We start from the raw sequence: 21,320 nt of genomic DNA on the forward strand, positions 1-21,320 counted from the left end.
TCACTACGATAAATATTGCACTTCCGGCCGCTCCCCAACGCTCGGCTCCGTATGAGGACGAGGGAATGAATCGGAAGTATACGATTCGGCTTAACGTTCTCCTACTAACGAACAAGATCGTGGTTGAAGCCAGATGAATCCTCATCCAACCCCTGCAGAATTGTATTTACTATAGTAGTTAACAGGTTCAAGGCACCTTGATAACCGATAATCGGATAACGATGCAGATGATGGCGGTCAAAGACAGGGAAGCCTACACGGATCAAAGGAACGTCGGCATCTTTGGCAGCAAATTTAAGATGAGAGCTTCCAATGGCCAGATCCACAGGATCATCAATCAGCAGAGAGCGCATATGCCACAAATCATTTCCGATATGAACCGTCGTTTCTGCCCCGTAAGGGCTGGCAGCAAGCAGAGCTTTCGCTTCTTCTTTAAATCCGTTTTCCCCATTGGAGCACACAATATGAATAGGCTCTATACCCACTTCCAGACAGAATTCAATCAGGCCGATCAGCAAATCCGGATCGCCAACTAAAGCCACTCGTTTGCCATGCAGATAAGGGTGGCTATCGAGCAAAGCATCCACTACCCGGCCACGTTCTTCCACAAGCTCAGGCGGAATGGGCAATCCCGTTAATTCACTGATAGACTCTATTAGCCGATCTGTCGCATGAATGCCCAGCGGAGTCGACATCGCAACGGTCTGTTGTTTCCATGTGCCGCTGATGTATTCCAACGTTTTTTTGACAGAATATTTCTGAAGTGAAAGAGTACCCAACGCATTAGCTGCCTTCGGCACATCCGCCAGCTTCGTTCCCCCATAATAATAGGAATATTCACCTGTAGCCGGGGAATCAAAATTGCCGCTGTGATCACCAAGGAAGGTGTAGCCTGTATCAAACGCGGCAAGGATTTTTCGAATTTCCGCAAAATTCCCCGTATAAGGCTCAAACCCTAAAATGACATTCAGCTTCTCTCCAGTTCCCTCTCCACTGCCAGGGGTAGCTTCAATCCCAGAGCGGATGAACAAGGTACTGAGGATAGACTTTAACATGGAGTCGTAACCTGTAATATGTGATCCGGAAAAGCTTGGCGTGTTGGCGTAGGGCACTGGAATTTCGTTCGAAATTGCACCCTTCTGGCGGGCATTGGATATAAACGCCTGCAGATCATCCCCTATAACCTCAGCCATACATGTAGTGGATACAGCTATCATCTCTGGCTTATAGAGCGCCACACTATTTTCAAGACCATCAATAAGATTGTTCATCCCTCCAAACACCGCACCATCTTCTGTCATAGAGGAAGAAACTGCGGGGGTCGGCTCCTTGAAATGACGGCTTAAATGACTACGAAAATACGCAGTGCAGCCTTGAGAGCCATGTATAAACGGCAGAGTTTTTTCGAATCCCAGCGCAGCCATCAAGGCTCCTAGGGGCTGGCATGCTTTATGAGGATTAACTACCAGTGAGGTGCGGGCAAAATTCTTATCTTTATATTCAGACGACTTCGAGTAGGCTAATGCTTCTGCTGTCTCTTGCTCACTGCAGGGTGCCTCGAATGCTTTTTTCCCTTCACGTTGCTTCACATAGGGTTCAGTTTGAAATAATGTATTGTAATCTGGGATCTCCAGTTTGTCCTTCATACACCCGCCTCCTTTTTAGGGAGTGATCCTGTTTTCCCTGAATTGATCAAGCTCCACACTGGGCTGTTAATGGTCATGTCCATGTCCTTAGCAAAAATCTTAAACCCATCATAGCCATGGTAAGGACCACTATAATCCCAAGAGTGCATTTGCCGGAAAGGAATACCCATCTTGTGATACACATATTTCTCCTTCACACCCGAGCCCATCAGATCAATATCAAGTCTTTGCGCAAGCTCTTCCAGCTCGTAAGCGGTTGGATCATCGTAAATAATAGTGCCTTCCGGAAGTTCAGGAAATGTCTTCTCGTAATCATCCTTGTGAGCGAACTCATAACCTGTGCCCACTACCTCCATCCCCAGATCCTCATAAGCCCCCAGTGTATGGCGGGCACGTAATCCGCCTACCAGCAGCATGACCTTTTTACCTTCCAACCGGGGTTTAAATTTAGAGATTATCGCCTCCATTTGCGGCGTGTACTTAGCGATGACTTTCTCGCAGTTTTCCTGAATATATTCATCAAACCTTGCGGCGATGGCTCGAAGGCTTTCAGCGGTTTTGGTCGGCCCGAAAAAGTTGTATTCCAGCCAAGGAATCCCATATGCTTTCTCCATCGTCGTTACCATATAGTTCATGGAGCGATGACAGTGAATCAGATTAAGCTTCGCCTTATGCGCGATCGCCAATTCATTGATGGTTCCATCCCCAGACCACTGCGCAATTACACGCAGACCCATTTCCTCCAGTAAAATGCGTGAAGCCCAAGCGTCCCCACCGATGTTATAATCTCCGATAATATTAATATCGTAAGGACCACATTCCGCAAGCTCCTTCTTCCCCATCAGAAAATCACGGATCGCATCGTTAGCAATATGATGACCCAAGGATTGGCTAACCCCACGGAACCCTTCACAACGAACGGGAATGATCGGGATACCTAGCTCGATAGACATTTTTTTGGACACCGCTTCAATATCGTCTCCGATTAGCCCCACAGGACACTCTGATTGGATCGAAATTCCTTTAGCCAGTGGGAACATTTCTTTAATTTCACGGCAAATGACTTCAAGCTTCTTGTCACCGCCAAATACAATATCTGTCTCCTGAAAATCACTCGTCACCTGCATAGCCGTAAAGTTATCAATGCCCAGTGTTCCGTTGGCATAATTCCGTCTTGTTCCCCAGCTATATTGCCCACAACCTACAGGACCATGGCTGATATGCACCATATCCTTGATCGGGCCCCAGACCACGCCCTTCGAACCGGCATAAGCACATCCTCTTTGGGTCATAACCCCCGGACGGGACTTCATATTCGATTTGATGGCGCATTTGCCACAGTTTATTAACTCTTCATTATTGATTTCAAAATGCTTCTGACGATCCTTCCGTGCCTTTTCCGGGTAAGCCTCAAGAATCTCTTCGAGCATCTTTTGGTTATCTTCGATATTAAGCCCCATTCTGAACCCTCCTCATCCCTCAGAGTGATCCGGTGAACAGCCGTCTCTCCACTCCTGTTCACCGGACGAACCTAATTATTGGCCAGATGCCTTCAGCTTTTTCAGCGCCGTCTCTTCATCCTCAATCACACCAAATTCCATGAGTAAATCCTCCAGCTCTTCCATAGAAATCGGGGTCGGGATTGTCATCATATTGTTATTCAGGATCTTTTCTGCCAAAATCTCATATTCTCTCGCTTGCTGATGATGAGGATTATATTGGGCTACGGTCATTCTTCGCAGCTCTGCATGCTGAACCACATTATTCCGCGGGACAAAATGGATCATTTGTGTATTCAAACGGCGTGCCAGCTCCATAATGAGCTCATCCTCACGGTCCGTATTACGACTGTTGCAGATCAGACCGCCCAATCTTACGCCACCGCTGTTGGCATACTTTAGAATTCCGCGCGCAATGTTATTGGCCGCATACATAGCCATCATTTCCCCGGAGCATACGATATAAATTTCCTGTGCTTTATTCTCACGGATCGGCATTGCAAATCCACCACATACCACATCACCAAGTACGTCATAGGATACAAAATCCAATCCTTCATAAGCCCCTTGCTGCTCCAAAAAATTAATAGCTGTAATAATCCCGCGGCCGGCACAACCCACACCCGGTTCAGGTCCACCACACTCCACATTAAGAATGTCGCCATATCCCAACTGAACTACATCCTCGAGCTCCAAATCCTCAACCGTTCCTCTTTCTGCAGCCAATTGGAGCACTGAATTCTGAGCTTTAGTGTTCAAAATCAGCCGTGTGGAGTCCGCTTTAGGATCACAGCCTACGATCATTGTTTTTTGACCAAATTTAGTGGCGAGCTGCGCCAAAGTGTTCTGCGAAGTTGTGGATTTACCGATACCGCCCTTACCGTAAAAAGCTATTTGTCTCATCATTCATCATCCCTTCGAAATCGATATATTTTCAAAATAAGAGCTGATCTTCACACTTTCGAGAATCGCATCCTGTATTTCACCTTTACGCACCAGAGGCAATACTCCGGCTTTATTTAAGCTGGCGCGAGGGACATCGCCAATACCAGAACAGAGCAATATTTGACAGTCCTGTAATATAGAAATAATTTCTTGTAACGTGGCATTCTTATCCCCATTACAATCCGCTTTACCGTGGCAATAGGCCTGAATCTTTCTGATACCTAGCAGTTTCACGCTTATTCCATCCGTTTCATAAACCATGAACTCTGTCGCGTGGCCAAAATGTTGATTGACCTTATCCCCACCACGTGTAGCAACAGCGACTTTAGTGGTGTGCTGCCCTTGCTGGATAGAGTTCTGCCTTAGCTCTTTGGCTTTGACACGCTGACGGATTTTGGCATCGAGTTCACGTTGAAAGAGCGCTCTAGCTTGCTCATTAATAACTGGATTTGCATCCATCTTTTCTAATATAAAATCCTGATTACGATCCTGACCTAGCAGCCCAATGGCATCAGCACGGCATTGCCGACAATGGCGCATGACCTTCATCCCTTCGCGCCCAAGCACTTCCTGCAGGTTGTGCAGTTCTTTAGGACGCGGCGCCTTGCGCCCATCCCGTTCATACTGACTTCCCGGTGCGATAATTAAAGGCGTCACATTATGCAGAGTTGCCCCGAGCGCTTTAACTGTTCGCGATACTTCAGGGAGATGATGATCATTGACCCCTGGAATCATAACGGAATTAACTTTAACAAGAACGCCTTGCTGTGCCAGCAGCTCCAAACCTTGAAGCTGGCGGCTGATCAGCAGTTCCGCTGCTTCTTGTCCTTCGTACCGGATCCCTTCGTCAACAACCCATGGATAAATTTCACGGCCCACATTGGGATCAATGGCATTGATGGTGATCGTGACATGACGGATACCTAGCGCTAGTATGGCGTCTACATGCCTGTAAAGGGTCAATCCATTAGTACTCAGGCAAAGGGTAACATCAGGGACCTGCCGCTTGACTCGTTCGAACGTGTCAAAGGTTCGTTCTGGATTAGCCAGCGGATCACCCGGACCTGCAATCCCAACTACCGACAGTTGCATCAGCTGTGCGGCTACACCTTTCACTTTGCGTTCAGCTTGCTCTGGAGTTAGCACTTCACTAACTACACCAGGCCTGCTTTCATTCACACAATCGAATTTTCGGTTGCAGTAATTACATTGGATGTTACAGGCGGGAGCAACCGGGATGTGCATCCTAGCAAAAAAACGATGAGCTTCCTCACTGTAGCAGGGATGGCGGCTGAGCTCCTCCTCTGCTTCAATGGATAACCTCGATGACGTCTGCGGCATTTCCCCACCTCCTAAAAATTTTATGCAGCATGAACTACTAGTACTTCTTCGCAGTAAAACTCACTCTGATAGAACAACTGATGTAATTTTAGTTAACATAGTTCTCGCTTGATTGCTTTGATTAGTTTCATCATATTTCCATCAACCTACATCGTCAATCGAGTTTTCCCTTTTTAAGTCCTGTTTTTCCTTATGTTTGCAGTTTCGTCATATTAAATGTTAGTTTATATAACCTATATCTATCATGTTTCCGTTTCCATTTTATTCAATCTCTGTTGATTCTCTGTCATCATGTCATGTTTCTGGCCATTTTAAGGATTCTTAAAAGATAGAATCCATTTATTTCTGCAACTTTTATTGACAATGACTTTCATCTCGTATATGATCTCTTTAGGCAAGAACACATTGAATAATCTTAAAAATTTAATATATCCCGTAAAGGGGAGTAGCTGTTAAATAAAGTCGTCAATACGAGAATATGAGGATATTCTCCGGCTTTATTGGCAATTCACATTGTTAGCGAGACCTTTACCAATCAGGTTAGACCTTTATTCCAAAGGCTAATCTGTTTGGTAAAGGTCTTTTTTATATAAATTTGGTTAAAATGGTAGGGTAGATATCTTTTGGTAGATATTTGCATTCAAAAAGGGAGGACAACAGTAATGGATTGGGGATTATTATTAGAGTACGGTTGGGTATTGCTTGTTCTGGTAGCACTAGAGGGACTACTCGCCGCAGATAACGCATTGGTATTGGCAATTATGGTTAAGCACCTTCCTGATGAGGAAAGAAAAAAAGCGTTGTTTTACGGATTAGCGGGGGCCTTCGTGTTCCGATTCGGTTCGCTATTTGTCATCTCCTATCTGGTCGATATCTGGCAAGTACAAGCCATCGGCGCGATTTATTTATTATTTATCGCGGGTAATCATATTTTCCGAAAACTGTTGTTTAAGAAGCCCGTCACAGATGAAGCTGCTGAAAGCGGCACTGACGGTGCGGTCAATAAAAAGAAATCCAGCTTTTGGTTTACTGTTCTGAAGGTAGAAGTTGCTGACATCGCCTTCGCGGTCGATTCCATCCTAGCCGCAGTTGCACTCGCGGTTGCTCTTCCTGCAAGTGGTCTTCCAAAAATCGGAGGCCTTGATGGTGGACAATTCCTCGTCATCTTTGCCGGTGGATTTATCGGTCTGGTCATTATGCGTTTCGCAGCTTCCTTCTTCGTTAAGCTGTTGCATTCCCGTCCAGGACTTGAAATTGCAGCCTTCTTTATCGTAGGTTGGGTGGGTGTTAAGCTGTCAGTCATTACATTGGCGCACCCTTCACTTGGTGTTCTGTCCGAAGATTTCGCTCATAGTACCTGGTGGAAAGCCACCTTCTACGTTGTGCTCGTACTCATCGCTGTAATCGGCTGGTTTATGAGTAGCCACAAGGTTGAAGAGAATGTTGGCGAGAATCCGGTTCGAGAAGTAGACAAACAACTCGGTAAATAATCGTTAAAATACAGCCACAAACAATACCCCGTAAGATGCACCTTCTGAACAGGTGTCTGTCTTTCGGGGTATTGTTATTTATCCTCGTTTTTGCTCTCGATATTCCTGCGGCGTACAGCCAACGGTTTTTTTGAAGAATCGAAAAAAATAGTGCTGATCACTAAACCCGAGCTGGCCGGAGATCTCGTGCATTTTTAGAGCAGTTCCAAGCAGCAGCTCCTTACTCAGCTCCACTTTTTTCTCCAGAATATAATCAGAAATCCCCTTCCCTGTCGTTCTTTTATACCAGCGTGACAGATAGGACGGATTAAGTGAGACTTCCTGCGCAATCCGGGTTAAGGACAAATCATCAGCCAGATGGGATTTAATATATTGGTGGATCATGGACAGGATATTCGATTCATCATGTTTATAGGTAGCGCTTCTGTTCGAGATAATCCATTCAAAAAACGTGTGATAAAAAGAGATGACATCCGACCAGTGTGTATTGATATTAAAATATAACAAGCGTGATAAATTCATACCGCTATGTGCTTTTTCCGTTAAACCTAACTCTTGTAAAGTCTGCAGCAGGGTGTTACTGATCCCAGACATTAATCTTAATCTCAAAAAAGGATCCTCCGGCCCACCTTCCCCCGAGAGCTCCACCCATTTGCGAAAAGATGTGCCCCAATCGAGATCACCTTCAAGCAGCCGTTGTTTTAAATAGTCGAGCAGTAATTCCGCTGTTGCATTTCGATTATGCATAGAACCTGGACTTTGGCTCACTTCCTTGGTATTTATCCTCAGCAGCTTTTCCATCCCAAGTCCGGGGCTATCAAAAATAGCTAATCGTAAACGGTTCAAGGCATAGTTCAGCTCATGCCAATGCACTTCCTGATCACTGGCGATGATAGACACAGATAGTTGCAGACATTTGCCACAGGCTTGCTGAACGGATTCCATTGTTCCGTGGACGAAGCGCAGCGTTTTTAACCAGAGCTCTTCTTCCTTGATTGAGGATACACTTTCACTTTTAGGCTGAACAAAACAAGCTATCGTCCCCGGATCCAGATCCACAGCCTTAACTTCAACCTTGTCGCTGAGCAGCTCCTCCGCAATATTGGCTACCGCATAACGAATTAAACTCCGGTCTGAAGCCGTTTCATAATTTCGCCAAGCCTCCATCCGCAGAATAATAGGCAGGACGGATCCATCCGCTTTGAACGGGAGCTGAATGGCATCGAATTCAACCTGCAAGCTCTGCCGGTCTATCCGTTCGGTGCGTCTTAGAATATCGTGTAATAACTGCTGCTGTAACTGGGGCAGCGCGCGCGGGAGCTTGTCGCGAAGCCACTGGCTTTTATAGAAATAATCCTCTTCTGAAGATATTTTCTCCAAAGTCAGCTCCACAGCGGCACGAATTTTATCCATCCCCTCTGTCTTCAATAAATAGTCAACTACACATGGATTTCGGATCGCCTGATGGGCAAAATCGAATTCATTATGTCCTGTCAGCAGAATTACTTTACAACGTGGCCAGCGGTCGACAATTTCCTGAATTAACGCCATCCCATCCATACCTGGCATACAGATGTCACTAAGCACAATATCTATTTTTACGGTATTAAGCCAGTCTATGGCATGATCCGCTGAATGAACCTTTATGATCTCCAAATCTTTAAAATCCGCCTTTACAAAAAATTCGTACAGCCCATCCAAAATATTAGGCTCATCATCAACTATCATCATTCGTTGCATCCTGCACGTCCCCTTTAAGCGGTAAATTGACTCTTACACAAAGTCCGCCCAAACTGCTTCTCTCTGCCTGCAAGCCATAAGGGGAACCAAATTTGATCCTCAATCTCTGATTTACATTTAATAAACCCGTGATCTCCCCCTGAATGGCATTCTGCTCGGAGAACTGGCGCTGCAAGAGATTTAACTTGTCCTCACTAAGTGAGTCACCGTTATCTTCTATTATAATAGTCAGCGTATGCTCAACTTTTTCATAACTCATTTTTAATAGGCCATTGCTGCTTTTTTGCTTAAGCCCATGCTCGAATACATTTTCAATGATGGGCTGCAGGAGAACCCGTGGGACTTTGATGTCCCGGCAATCCGCTGCAATCTCATCCACTTCAGCTCTAATTCTCGCGCCAAAACGAATCCGCTGTATAGCCAGATAGACCAAAGCATGCTCCTGCTCTTGCTGCAAAGTAACCTCCTGGGCGGAATCCCGGGTCATGTACCGAAAATATTGCCCTAAATAATCAGAGAACTCCTTGATCAGCTCTACATTTTCCACCTCAGCCATCTGTTTTATGCTAAATAGACTGTTGTAGAGAAAATGAGGCGTGATCTGCGATTGTAGATGTTTAAGCTCCGCTTCCCCTGTCCGGATACGCTGCACGTAGTTCTCATCGATCAGTGTATTTAAATGCTTCAGCATCTCATTGAAACGAGAATATAGATACCCAAACTCATCCCTGCGGGAGTGAGTAATAAAGATCCCCGTCTGCCCCTGCTCCGCTTTCTTAAACCCCCTGATAAGAATAGACATCGGGCGATGAATCATCCTGTACGTCCATAAAGAGAACAAGATAATGATCACTATCGAGACAACGAACAACAGCCACAGCAGCAATGAGTAGACTTGAATCGGCTTCATGAGCACCGTATTGGGAATATTTGCGGTCAGCCTAAAGTTATTGCTGTGATCGTAGAGCGAATAGTAAAAAGAATTATCAAAACGATACCGCTGCACACTTACAGTCTCTTCACTATTTAGTGGTTTCTCTATGGGGAACAACCTGGGCTTCTGGTCAGAAGTTGATATCACATAATCGTTATTGCCGAAGGCTAACGTAATATCGCTCCCCCCTGATACCGCAAATTCTTTCAAACGCAACTCAAGCTCAGGTGAGGAAAGCTTCACTCCCAGCAAAAAATTAGGTGAAAGATTGCGATCCAGGTTATAAGGATTACTACGCAGTAAATATAAGTCGTCTTCGTATTTAGATAAAGCACCCTTCAGATTACCCATAGTGGCCAGCAGACTTTGCCATTCCTCGTTGGTGACATCCCTAACCCCCACCGCAGCGCTAACCCGCTTATTAATTTCCGGGACATAATACACAACATCACTAATATAAGGACTGGTTTCTTTGATTTGTTTTAGCTTGGTGTATATATTGTTCAGATTAGAATCCACTTCGTACCGGCTCATAATTGGAATACGGGTACTGAAGGTAGCCAGCGTTTCATCCTGAGAGTACTCCGTGACTAAGCCCGTTATCCGTTGCAGCTCAAATTCAAGATGGCTGTAGTAAAAATGAACCTTCGATTCGTTCGCCCTCTCCACTTCAGCTTGCATTTGGTTGGAGCTATAGTAGGTAATAGATATACTCAGCGCACAGAGTGGAAGCATGACCAATAGGAAAGCTCCGATCAGCTTGATCACAATGGAATCGGGGTTCCACCCGATGGAGAATGATTTCATTGGAATTTTCTCCCTCTTCTATCGAATAATAATAAAGAAGGAGCCATGTTCAGGCTCCTTCTTATTTTTAGGTCCAGTCCAGTTTAACCCTTTACACTACCCACGACTAGTCCATGCACAAAATATCTTTGCAGGAACGGATAAATCGCCAGGATCGGAATGATAGACAAGAAGATCTGGGAGGCTTGCGTTGTACGGTCTGAGATTTGGTTTAATAACGCAGCTTGTTCAAAAGTAATATTTTCGGTCTGGATCGATACCTGCTGAAGTATGGATTGTAAATAGGTGGCCAGCGGATAATGTTCCGGGCTTCTCATATAAATCATGCCATCGAACCATGCATTCCAGTGACCTACCAAAGCGAACAACGTAATGGTCGCAATACTTGGCATAGATACCGGCAGATACACACTCCACAACGTACGTAAGTGTCCTGCGCCATCCATCCATGCGGCTTCCTCCAATTCTTTTGGCAAACCTCTGAAGAAATTGAGCATGAGCAGAACATTAAAGATCGGCACCGCGCCCGGTATAACAAGCGACCAGATGCTATCCAGCAGCCCCATTTCTTTTACAATTAAATAGCCAGGAATCAGACCCCCGCTGAAGAGCATCGTGAACACAAAAATCCAGGCATACACGGTCCGTGAGCGGAAGGACTTTGCCTCTTTAGACAGCGGATAAGCTACTAGAATCGTAAACAACAAGTTAACGGATACCCCAAGCACTACCCGAAGCAGACTAGTTCCGAAGGAGTGAATGAACTGGTTGTTCTGAAGGATATATTTATAGGAAGAAAGAGTGAAATCCACAGGCCAGAAGGTTACGCTACCCGCGTTAACAGCTGCGCTGGAGCTAAAGGAGATCGCCAGAATGTTCACGATCGGAAAAAGACAAAGCACTGCGAGCAAAGTCAGAAATACATAATTGCAGCGGAGAAACCAACGATAAGCAGTTGAAGTATGGTGCATTTAGTCCACTCCTTTCTCTCTAAAAAATCCGATATTTAGCAAAACGATACGCCAGATAATAACCCAGCCCGATAAATACGAAGGAAACTACCGATTTTATCAATCCTAGTGCGGTCGATACAGAGTACTGAGCATCCTGTAGACCAATTCGGTAAATCATCGTGTCCAAAATATCGCCTGATTCATACACTAGCGGGTTGTAGAGGTTGAACACTTGGTCAAATCCCCCATTCAGGACGTTGCCAAGGCTGAGTGTAAGCATCAGGATCATAATCGGGCGAATGCCCGGAAGCGTAATATGCCAGGTCTGCTTCCATCTTCCGGCACCATCGATTACAGCAGCTTCATAAAGAGAGGAGTCAATGCTGGTTAAAGCCGCCAAATAAATAATCGTCCCGAATCCAAACTCCTTCCATTGATCTGTGATCACTAGTACGTATGGGAACCAGCTATTGTCCGCTAGAAATTGAATAGGCTGCATGCCTAGTGCTTTTAAAAGCATGTTGACAATCCCGCTGCTCGGAGACAGTACATCTACGATAATCCCGCCCAAGATAACCCATGAGAAAAAGTGCGGCATATAAATAATCGTCTGAATCGAACGTTTGAAGCCGTTTACACGAACCTCATTAAGCAATAGAGCCGCTATAACTGGCACGGTCAGGCCAGCAATAATTTTCATGACAGAGATAAATACAGTATTCCATACGACCTGACCAAAACCGGGAAGCTCAAACAAATAACGAAAGTTTTCGAGCCCTGTCCAGTTCATATTCTTAAACCCTGAGATCGGGGAAAAATTCTGGAAGGCAATTACAAGGCCAGCCATCGGAATATAACTAAAAATAATGATCACTATTAAGGCAGGTAAAATCATTAAATGGAGCGGAATATTACGTAGAAATTGCTTAGTATTAAAGTGCATATGCTTTCTCCTCCTTGTATCTCAATTATAGAGCAGCCCCAAATTGCCTTAATAGTGTAGCGTATTGACTTTAAGTATCTTTTGTTGACCTGGTTATCGAACCGAATAGCTGTTCAGCCAAAAAAAGAACTGCCCGTTTGTCATTATCATGACTAGGGACAGTCCTCTTCTGCGTCGTTTTTACTAGTTTGCTTTTACGATATCATTTACTTCTTTCGTTATTTGATCTCCACCGAGCTTTTTCCAGTTGGCTACGAATTTGTCGAATTCATCGATAGGAAGACTTCCGTAAATGATTTTGACAAAGGTCTCTGCACGCAGTTTATCCAAGGTAGCCGCTTTGCTGTTCATCGTTTTAGTTGGGGCATAAATGAACTCATTCATCAACACCAAGTCATTGTCGCGGTAATGTTTGATAACCGATTGTGAGCTAAGCGGCCCAAAGATCCGTTCCATATGCCATTTATCAAGATCTCCACCGCGGTAGCTTTGAATATCATCATAGAATAATTTAGCTTCAAGGCCCATGTTTGAGGTATCTCCCGATTCAAGGGCTTTTTCCACTTCATCCTGTGCCTTTACATTTTTGTTCGGTGGGAGGTTGGATACAACCGCGTTTTGGAAGCCCAGACCTGTGTCCCCGTTCAAATATTTTGCCCGTTCTGTTTTAGCGGACTCCCCAAACATTTTCTCTGCTTGGAAGTTAAGCAGCTTGATCAATGCCTCCGGATGTTCGTAGCCCTTACGGACCGCGAATACGCCACCAATTGTAAGATGGTTTTGGGTTTTGGCAGGTTGGTCATCAATAGATTGTACTGGATAAGGCACCCAGTTAACATTTTGATCCTTTTTAATCATGTCCTTTACTTGGAAAGGGGCCCATTGCGGCAAAAATAACATACCGGATTTACCAGCATTCACATCCTCCATCGCTTTGGCAAAGTCTTTTACCCCAAACTCTGGATCAATGACTCCTTCTTTATACAATCTTTGCAGCTCCGCAAGTCCAGCCTTTACCTCCGGTTGAATCGTACCATTCACAACCTCGCCATCGGCGTTTTTGATCCAAGTTTCCAGGTAAGCATGGTACCCGAGTAGAAACGCATTGATTGGCAAGTCCTTGTTCAACGAAATGCCGTAAGTATCCTGTTTGCCATTTCCGTCTGGATCTTTAAATGTAAAGTCTTCTGCAATCTTAATAATATCCTGCATGGATGTTGGCTCTGCCAGATTCAGCTTGTCCATCCAGTCTTTTCGAATCCATATCATATCAGAGGAATCCAGCGAACCCGGGAAGCTTACCATCGCCATCAGTTTTCCATCTTTCGTAACCGGCTTTAGCCCTGCTCCGTCCTCTTCTGCGTAATATTCTTTGACAAGATCCGAAGCATATTTATCAAATACCCCGGTCAAATCCTCCAACATGCCAGCTTCATAAAGCTGCTCGAATTGCACCGTGGACACCTTTAACAAATCAGGCAAATCCCCGCTCGCCAAGGTAACGTTCATTTTATCGTTATAGTTGGCATCAGCCACAATCCAGTCATAGGACACTTTAATCCCAAGCTCTTCCTCGTATCCTCTGGTCCAGATGTTATTGGAATGTGTATCGCCCTGCGCCAACGTCTCTTTGCCTGTTTCGTTCATCGTGGAGCGAAGTTTGATCGGCGGATCATATTTGGTTAAAGGGCCGCCTTCCATTTCCGTTTGCGCACTAGTGTTTCCCTCTGCGGTACTACTACTGTTTCCACTACTGTTTCCACTATTATTGCTGGAGCAACCACTGAAAACTAATGATAAAACAATGGCCGATGCCATTAAAGGCAAGCCTTTAATCTTTCTTTTCATCTATTGAACCTCCCTTATTTTCTATATCCTAATTGTAAGAAGAAAGCGTTAACACAGCGAGTGTGAACCGTTTACATTCGGTATCTTTTCTTTACCTATTCATGTTCGCCTAACAAAGCTCCGCTTTAGGGTCACTCTGATTATCATAATACTGTGAGTTTGTAAGTGTCTATGTATTGGTAATTAATTACACAAAAAAGAGGCTGATCCTTATGCTATCCCATAAGAATCTTAGCCATCAAGATTACCTATATAGTGAGCCGGCGGTTGCATAGTGTAGGCGGATTGGACTGAGGATTACGCTGAGGAATGGACTGAGGATTGCGCGGAGGATTACGCGGAGGATTACGCGGAGGATTGCGCTGAGGATAAATTAAGCGTTGAATTAAGCATTGAATTACGCGGCATTACGCGTTTAATTGTATTTAGTACACTTATAATGCATCAAATCACTCGGCCAAAGGATATAAGTGTATTTCGTACACTTATATTCTTGCTTTTCTCGCCAATAGGTGAATTCTCTAGTTTTTAGTTGCAGAGAATGCAATTAAAGATACACATGCACCTTTTGCATAAGAAATAGCTGTATAGAATGCAGTTATTTTGCGGATTCCAGCAAGAATCGGCGCACAAAAAATGCTGAGAGAATACTGGAAACTGCATCTGCCAGATAGAGATGCTTTATTCAATCCGCCGCGCTGCAAACTAAAAAACCAGGCAGCGATTCTCCAATCATCGGAGAATCGCTGCCTGGCTGTCTTATTAACACTTATTGACCTATGATCTGATCGGTCTTTCCTTGCAGCTCCACTAACTTCATGATCACCGAAGCCGCCAGCGCTTTTGTTACATTCTGCTGCGGATTAAACTTGCCGTTGTCATCCTTTAAGAGTCCCAATTTCACAACAAGAGCCACGGCCCCCTTATTGTTTATAGCTGAGCTATCACTAAACTGACTTACAGTCACATCTTTATCAAGATAAGCTGTGAGTTTATTGTATTTCAAGAAATTAGCCAGATGAACAGCAAGCTGTTCCCGGGTTAACTTACTCTCTACTTGCAGGCTTTCATCCTTATTGATCCATTTACGATCTGCTGCAAAAATAACTGCATCATAATATGAATTCTCTGGCTTCACGCCTGCCACAGTTTTTCGTTCATTATTATTATAATAATTGGTGAAATTTGGACTAGAAGCTTTGGCAAGATAGGATAACCAATCACCGACAGTTATTTCTTGATCCGGGTTCACTTTGCCATCGGCATCCGGTGTAATCACATGGTGGTTTACCAATTCTGATAATTCCCGCTCTGCTGCATGACCTTTGATATCCGTTGCAGATAGTTGAGCATCTTGCTGACCGAGGTAATCATACACCGCAACCCATTTTCCAGTGGCTGCATCCAAAACCTGATTCAATCCATTAGATTCATCAAAGGTTGTATCATATACCAGCTTCACCTTCGGTGCGACATAGTTACTATAAGTATTGTATCCGCCAACCTGAGTATACTTCAGTTTAGTCTGATATTTAGGTTTATAACTTTCGAGCGCTTCTTTCTTGGAAATTGTTGCATCAGGCGATAATGTGATTCCATCGATACCGCTTATCCGATTCCCCATGTAAGAAGTCAGTCTGCCGTAAAGATCCAAGCTTACCGTAATGGTGCTGTCACTCACAGGAATTCCTTGATGATATCTAATAAACTGGTATCCATATCCTGATCCGTCTGAAGTCAAACTCGAATTATCCCCGTATTCTACCAGCTTTAGCTTCTGGCTCGCCTGAGGATATAGACTATTAATTATACTAAGCGCTTTCACCTTCGCTTCAGCCTCACTAAGCTTCTTACCTCCAGCAGGTGCCGGCTCTTCCTTCTTCTTATCCTGAATAGCACCATAAGCTTGAACCTGGTACTGCAATACTTCACCGGTCTTTGCATCGATCTCGGCAGAGGATTGTTCTGGAAAGCCAGCACCAATGTAACGATCATTTCCATTACTGCCCCAGTATAGCTGCCAGATTTTCCGATCTGAATCCTGATAGTCATTTCTCAAGGTTTGCGAGATCAATTTACGATCTGCCGGGATATAAGCAACCTTCTCTACAAGCTGTGCTGCTTCTTTTGCAGAAAGCTCTGTACTAGAACTTCTTGCCTGAAAAACATCCTTGCTCTTCGCTACTTCTGAATACACGACTGAGGTGGATACGGATTCTTTTCCTTCATAATCTATCCGCTTACCCGTTAATGCATCGATAGGATATAGAGACTGATCTATTGGACGCCAGCCTAGGATCCAGTTGTTAGGTTTTCCGTTCTTATAAATAGGAATGTAAAATAGGCCCACATCAAACTGTTCCGCAAATTGCTTCTGTGCTTGCTCCAAGGTAATCTTGGGCTGTGCAGACGGGTACTCAAGCCCTTGAGAAGACTTAGAGAATTGCGTTACAGTTCCGTTACCATCCACAACTATGTTAATGCTGTCCGAACCAGAAGGAATACCATTTTTCAGAATACTGAAGTTATATCCATATTGAACAGGACCGAATAATGATTCCGAAAAATAACTATAACCAACATTCTCATTTAATTGCAGCTCACTGCTCTTAACCGATGAGGCTGCCTTAGCCACAAAAGTCTTAGCGATCTCCAATGCCTGAGTCTGCGATACTTTCGGTGGATAATAGGATTCGTTCTTCTCCTGGGAGAATGAGAGATAGGTGTTGATGATATCACCATTAATGGCGTCTACCTCACTGCTAAAACCATATCCTATATTCCCTTCTTGAACCTGCCACTGAATATGCCAGATCATTTGATTTGCTGGAGCTGGGTAGCTTTGGTTAGATCCCAGTTGAACATTGTTTACAGTTGCATCTTTTAGAGATGGGAATAGTTCTTTTAACTTTGCAATGGCTTGCTCCTGCGTGAATTTCACTTTAGCAGGATCAGCCTCAGATTTCGTAGTCGTAGCTGGAGCCGCTGATTGCGTACTAACCTGCGTTACGGAAGTGTTGCTGCTAACAGATATAGAATCGGCTGCGGCTAAGCCAGGGGGTAAGAGTAACGCGAGTGCAACGGAAGTGATTAATACCGTTTTAGCTGTTTGATGAACAAAAAGAGTACTATTGCTTTTCAAAAGAATTCATCCTCCTCTAACACGTGATTCATATTATTATACAGATATTTTCTTGTATTTTCCATAATTATTTAACGACAGGAAATTACGACATTTTTGTGATGTGAGCTATAATGGTAAACAGTTGCAGCTATAATTCATCTAGAAAGGGGGTCACCGACATTACTGACTGGAACCTTCAGCCGCTTATTGACGGTATTACTAACCTAGACATTCGCAGTTGTTTGATCATTCAACATGGAGAACCCATACTGGAGCATTACCGCGATCCACAAATCGCTGAAGAGCTTGGCAAAATCAACTCGTGCACCAAAAGCGTACTCTCCGCCTTAGTTTGCATAGCCATAGATAAACAAATGATTCCACCTCCAGACACACCTATTTCTTTATTTTTTCCTTCATTAAAAGAAGATCGTGACCCACGTAAAAGAGAGATCACTATCGAACACTTATTAACGATGACCGGAGGCTTTAACTGGACAGAGTTTGGTGGGCAGAATTCTTTTCCGGCCATGACTAAAACCGCAGACTGGATAAAATTTGTGCTTGCACAGCCATTAGCTCATACACCAGGAACCGTGATGACTTATAACTCAGGCTCCTCTCAGCTCTTGTCCGCAATCCTGCGTGATTGTGCTGGACAGGCGGTTGCAGAATTTGCCGAAGACCAGCTGTTTCAACCACTTGGCATTCAAAGCTATCACTGGGAGAGCGATCCGCAAGGCATACATACCGGTGGGTTCGGACTTCATCTGAAGCCGGAGGATATGCTGAAATTCGGCTTACTTTATTTGCAAGAGGGACGCTGGAAGGATCAGCAGATCCTTTTTTCAGATACAATTCAGCAATCTACTCGCCCTTACGTTGAAGCCAATCATCCGCAAAAAGGATTCTACGGCTGGCATTGGTGGGTATCCCAATTCAATGCAGGTTCAGAGCAACAGCCGAACGAGATCCCTTATTATTTTGCACTCGGCTTTAAAGGGCAGCATATCATTGTAGTTCCTGCTTACGAGCTGGTCGCCGTTATCACCGCGGATAAGTACAAAAAAGGCTCTCCTGCAAATGTTTTCGGCCGATTTATTGTGCCAGCTCTTCTAGGGCAGTAAGAACCAGAAATCACATGCAGTTCTATGTGTGGATACCACACAATCCATAAAGCAGCCGCAGCCATAGACTGATAAAGTCTTGGGCTGTCGCTGTTAGATTTGTACAAATGATCGCTATTAATTTTTCTTCAACTCGTTTGCTGCAAGCTTAAATGACACCAAATTTCTTTAATGCGTAGGCTATCCCGCCTTCACTTGCTTTTTTTGTAACAAAATCGGCTTTTTGTTTTAACTGTTCCGCACCGTTTCCCATCGCAATGCCCAATCCCACATACTCCAACATGTCGATATCATTCCCACCGTCACCAAACGCGATAGCCTCTGACTTGCAAATATTCAGATAATCCAGCACCTGTTTAATCGCCGTTGATTTAGAAACTTTTGTTTCTTCAAGCACATTCATAACGTATCCGTGAAAACGTTCGAACCGTAATTCAGGAAATCTTGGGATACTTCTATCAATTTCACTCACTAGAATACCGTCCACATCAAAAAATACAATCTTATACATATTATGAAATAAGCCTCCCCGTTCGATCGTAACTAGATAGATTATATTTCATGGGATCTAAAACAAGAAGGAAGCCGATCACACGGATCAGCTTCCTTCTTATTTTCGTATTCAGCTTCGGCACAACAAGCTTACGTCGTTAATTTTGCATATACCACAAAAAATAACATCATTTCACCAATGATCAGGTAATTAGGTATAAGGAACAACAAATCTACTACGAAAAAAACACCAAGTAAACCTAATAATAACGTCAAATGGAATATCCCTAACCGTTGCTGTATACGTCTATATTTATGGAAGACCAGTGAGGTAGAGAAGAAGTAGAGCAGGACCGATCCAAAAATAAAACACACCATAAATGTATAATTTAATTGATCTAAAAATAGCAGTTGGATCGAAGCTGCAATCATACTCAAGGATACATAAATAAATAAATGCCCGTAAATTATGGTTTGCCCGGCAGTCTCTATAGTCTTATCCACTTTCTTTTCAACATTATCAAAATATTGCCACCACATAGCTATAATTAATAGAAAAGTTAATAATGCAAATACAATAGATTGCCACGTCCAGTGGCTAGACTGTAAAACCGCAAGGATACTGACCACTGATTCCCCAAGCAGAATAAGCGTAAACAACGAGAAGCGTTCCAATAAATGATGAGTATTGATCGGACTTTTCACCAAGTATTTCCGGCCTACTAATGGAAGCAGAATGTCTACAGTAATTCCCGCATACAAAACTACATAACGCATCCAAGAGTCAAAGAAAAGTGATAAAGAAGAGATCATTAATCCAATCCAAGATCTGCTTCCCAAATACCGGGCAGTGCTCTTTCTATCAGCCGCTTCATTCTTATTTATCGTAAGATATTGAATGGCTGTCATAGCTCTTAAACCAACATAACCTATTAAGAATGGCATATAATATTGATCAAAGTTAACCGATAGGCTCGCCGTCATTATTAATACAAAAAATAATTGTAGAATCAAGAATATCCGATGTGAAAAGATATCTTGCCCAAACCGATTCACAAAAAGCGATTGCCCTACCCAAGCCCACCAGATCGGAATAAATATTAAGATAAATTTGGATAAGTATTCAAGTGGAATTGTACCCGCCTCTACATGCAATAGGACATGGCTCGCTTTTGAAACTGCTGCTACAAAAAGCAGATCATAAAATAGCTCCAGCCAAGTAACTTTCTTCTCAGCAATGGATACTGTACTGTGCTCAAATCCCGATGTGCGTTTATTCATCGTCTGACTCCCTTGGTTTGGATGTGTATTTCTAATACAGTTTATCGGATACTTATCCATCTTAACCGAATTGATATACTAATTTGAAGACCCTTTACCTAAAAATAAAACCAGCAAGCCTCCACACAGGGAGCTTGCTGGTTTTTAGTAAATAAAGTTATTCCCCGGCAATACCGGAGCGTTCCACACTTTCTACAAAATGACGCTGTACGAACAAATACAGAATCAGAATTGGCAGAATGGTTAGAATACACGCCGCCATAACCTGATTCAGTCCAGTTGGGGCCATCCCAATAGAACCCGAAGTCATTTGCGACATCGTCTCCGCTGCCTGATTATTGGAACCATAAAACATCGCTAATCGCTGCGACAGATTATAGAAATCCGGTGTTGTTAAATACGTATTCGGTTCAAAGCTGTCATTCCAGTGCCATACCACAGAGAACAAGAATACGATCAGCATTGCCGGCTTGGCGATAGGAAACATGATTTTCCAGTACGTTCTGAATGCGCCTGCACCGTCGATACGTGCTGCTTCCTCCAACACTTTAGGCATTCCGCGATAGAACTGAATAAAGATCAGTACGAATAATGCCCCCTTCAACCCGTGCCCAAACATAGAAGGAACCACAAACGGCAAATGTGTATTAATCCACCCCAAGTCACTAAAGAACAAATACAGTGGCACAACAATCGTCTGCGGTGGAACTAGAAAAGTAAACAGCAGCAGAACGAAACACACTGCGTAGCCTGGAAAACGGTATCTGGCAAAACCATAACCGATTAAGGAACAGCTTAAGATTTGCAGAACCGCACTCCCGAAGGAAATAATCGCACTATTTGCGAACCCGGCCCAGAATTTAAGCGAATCCCATGCCAAAAAATAGTTGCCAAAACTTATCTTTTTCGGAAGCCATTGCACTGTGGCATCGGCCACGTCTGTTACTTGCATCATGGATTTGGATACCATGTATAACAAGGGATATAGGAATACGAATGTTAAGCTGAGAATAACCAAGTAATAAAAAGCGATATTCAGCACCTGAAGCGAACGTTTCACGACCCTGTCCAGCTTGCCGCTTGCTTTTAGACGAGTTGTCAGATGTTCCATGTTCGTTGTCCGAACCTGCTTTACGGATTCCTTCAACAT

Annotated in this window: 15 protein-coding genes; 2 read left to right on the forward strand and 13 right to left on the reverse strand. The window is 43.9% G+C overall.

Features of this window, described 5'->3' with window-relative positions; genetic code table 11:
- Window positions 1–104: 104 nt before the first annotated feature.
- From nifK to nifB, 4 genes are all read right to left on the reverse strand, one after another.
- Entirely contained in the window at window positions 105–1,646 is a 1,542-nt protein-coding gene (gene nifK, locus NST58_RS26720; protein ID WP_076303286.1) for a nitrogenase molybdenum-iron protein subunit beta, read from the reverse strand.
- Window positions 1,643–3,106 carry a nitrogenase molybdenum-iron protein alpha chain gene (nifD, locus tag NST58_RS26725; protein WP_076129186.1) on the reverse strand — a complete coding sequence of 488 codons (1,464 nt, stop codon included), beginning with the start codon at window positions 3,104–3,106 and terminating at the stop codon, window positions 1,643–1,645. The genes nifK and nifD overlap by 4 nt, the downstream gene beginning before the upstream one ends.
- Before the next feature lie 75 nt (window positions 3,107–3,181).
- On the reverse strand, window positions 3,182–4,051 hold the full coding sequence (nifH, locus tag NST58_RS26730; RefSeq protein ID WP_235219430.1) for a nitrogenase iron protein: 870 nt from the start codon (window positions 4,049–4,051) through the stop codon (window positions 3,182–3,184).
- A gap of 3 nt (window positions 4,052–4,054) precedes the next feature.
- Window positions 4,055–5,431 (reverse strand): nitrogenase cofactor biosynthesis protein NifB, encoded by a 1,377-nt coding sequence (gene nifB, locus NST58_RS26735; RefSeq protein WP_248549545.1) that lies wholly within the window; start codon window positions 5,429–5,431, stop codon window positions 4,055–4,057.
- Between the two features lie 662 nt (window positions 5,432–6,093).
- Between nifB and NST58_RS26740 the strand changes: the two genes are divergently transcribed.
- Window positions 6,094–6,921, forward strand: a complete 828-nt coding sequence (locus tag NST58_RS26740; RefSeq protein ID WP_036679597.1) for a TerC family protein — start codon at window positions 6,094–6,096, stop codon at window positions 6,919–6,921.
- 78 nt (window positions 6,922–6,999) lie between these two features.
- Here NST58_RS26740 and NST58_RS26745 read toward each other — a convergent pair whose 3' ends face one another.
- The 6 genes from NST58_RS26745 to NST58_RS26770 form a co-directional block, all read right to left on the reverse strand.
- Entirely contained in the window at window positions 7,000–8,661 is a 1,662-nt protein-coding gene (locus NST58_RS26745) for a response regulator (protein WP_339244730.1), read from the reverse strand.
- Window positions 8,639–10,402, reverse strand: a complete 1,764-nt coding sequence (locus NST58_RS26750) for a histidine kinase (protein ID WP_076129182.1) — start codon at window positions 10,400–10,402, stop codon at window positions 8,639–8,641. Before NST58_RS26750 ends, NST58_RS26745 begins: the two co-directional genes overlap by 23 nt.
- A gap of 83 nt (window positions 10,403–10,485) precedes the next feature.
- Window positions 10,486–11,373, reverse strand: a complete 888-nt coding sequence (locus NST58_RS26755; RefSeq protein WP_038573097.1) for a carbohydrate ABC transporter permease — start codon at window positions 11,371–11,373, stop codon at window positions 10,486–10,488.
- A 19-nt stretch (window positions 11,374–11,392) separates the two neighbouring features.
- Entirely contained in the window at window positions 11,393–12,298 is a 906-nt protein-coding gene (locus NST58_RS26760; RefSeq protein ID WP_036679607.1) for an ABC transporter permease subunit, read from the reverse strand.
- A gap of 183 nt (window positions 12,299–12,481) precedes the next feature.
- Window positions 12,482–14,146 carry an extracellular solute-binding protein gene (locus tag NST58_RS26765; RefSeq protein ID WP_076129181.1) on the reverse strand — a complete coding sequence of 555 codons (1,665 nt, stop codon included), beginning with the start codon at window positions 14,144–14,146 and terminating at the stop codon, window positions 12,482–12,484.
- A 769-nt stretch (window positions 14,147–14,915) separates the two neighbouring features.
- Complete coding sequence (locus NST58_RS26770; RefSeq protein ID WP_076279966.1) at window positions 14,916–17,288, reverse strand: YcdB/YcdC domain-containing protein; 2,373 nt, start codon at window positions 17,286–17,288, stop codon at window positions 14,916–14,918.
- Window positions 17,289–17,401: 113 nt separating this feature from the next.
- Between NST58_RS26770 and NST58_RS26775 the strand changes: the two genes are divergently transcribed.
- Complete coding sequence (locus tag NST58_RS26775) at window positions 17,402–18,397, forward strand: serine hydrolase (RefSeq protein WP_081387614.1); 996 nt, start codon at window positions 17,402–17,404, stop codon at window positions 18,395–18,397.
- 148 nt (window positions 18,398–18,545) lie between these two features.
- Here NST58_RS26775 and NST58_RS26780 read toward each other — a convergent pair whose 3' ends face one another.
- The 3 genes from NST58_RS26780 to NST58_RS26790 form a co-directional block, all read right to left on the reverse strand.
- On the reverse strand, window positions 18,546–18,908 hold the full coding sequence (locus NST58_RS26780; RefSeq protein WP_339244734.1) for an HAD-IIB family hydrolase: 363 nt from the start codon (window positions 18,906–18,908) through the stop codon (window positions 18,546–18,548).
- Between the two features lie 131 nt (window positions 18,909–19,039).
- The gene (locus tag NST58_RS26785) at window positions 19,040–20,128 is read right to left on the reverse strand and encodes a low temperature requirement protein A (protein WP_339248803.1); all 1,089 of its coding nucleotides are present in this window, start codon (window positions 20,126–20,128) and stop codon (window positions 19,040–19,042) included.
- 199 nt (window positions 20,129–20,327) lie between these two features.
- Window positions 20,328–21,320: a carbohydrate ABC transporter permease gene (locus NST58_RS26790; protein WP_051491074.1), complete on the reverse strand. Its 993-nt coding sequence runs from the start codon at window positions 21,318–21,320 to the stop codon at window positions 20,328–20,330.

The organism is Paenibacillus sp. FSL R10-2796 (assembly GCF_037965315.1).
Classification (GTDB): domain Bacteria; phylum Bacillota; class Bacilli; order Paenibacillales; family Paenibacillaceae; genus Paenibacillus_AQ; species Paenibacillus_AQ odorifer.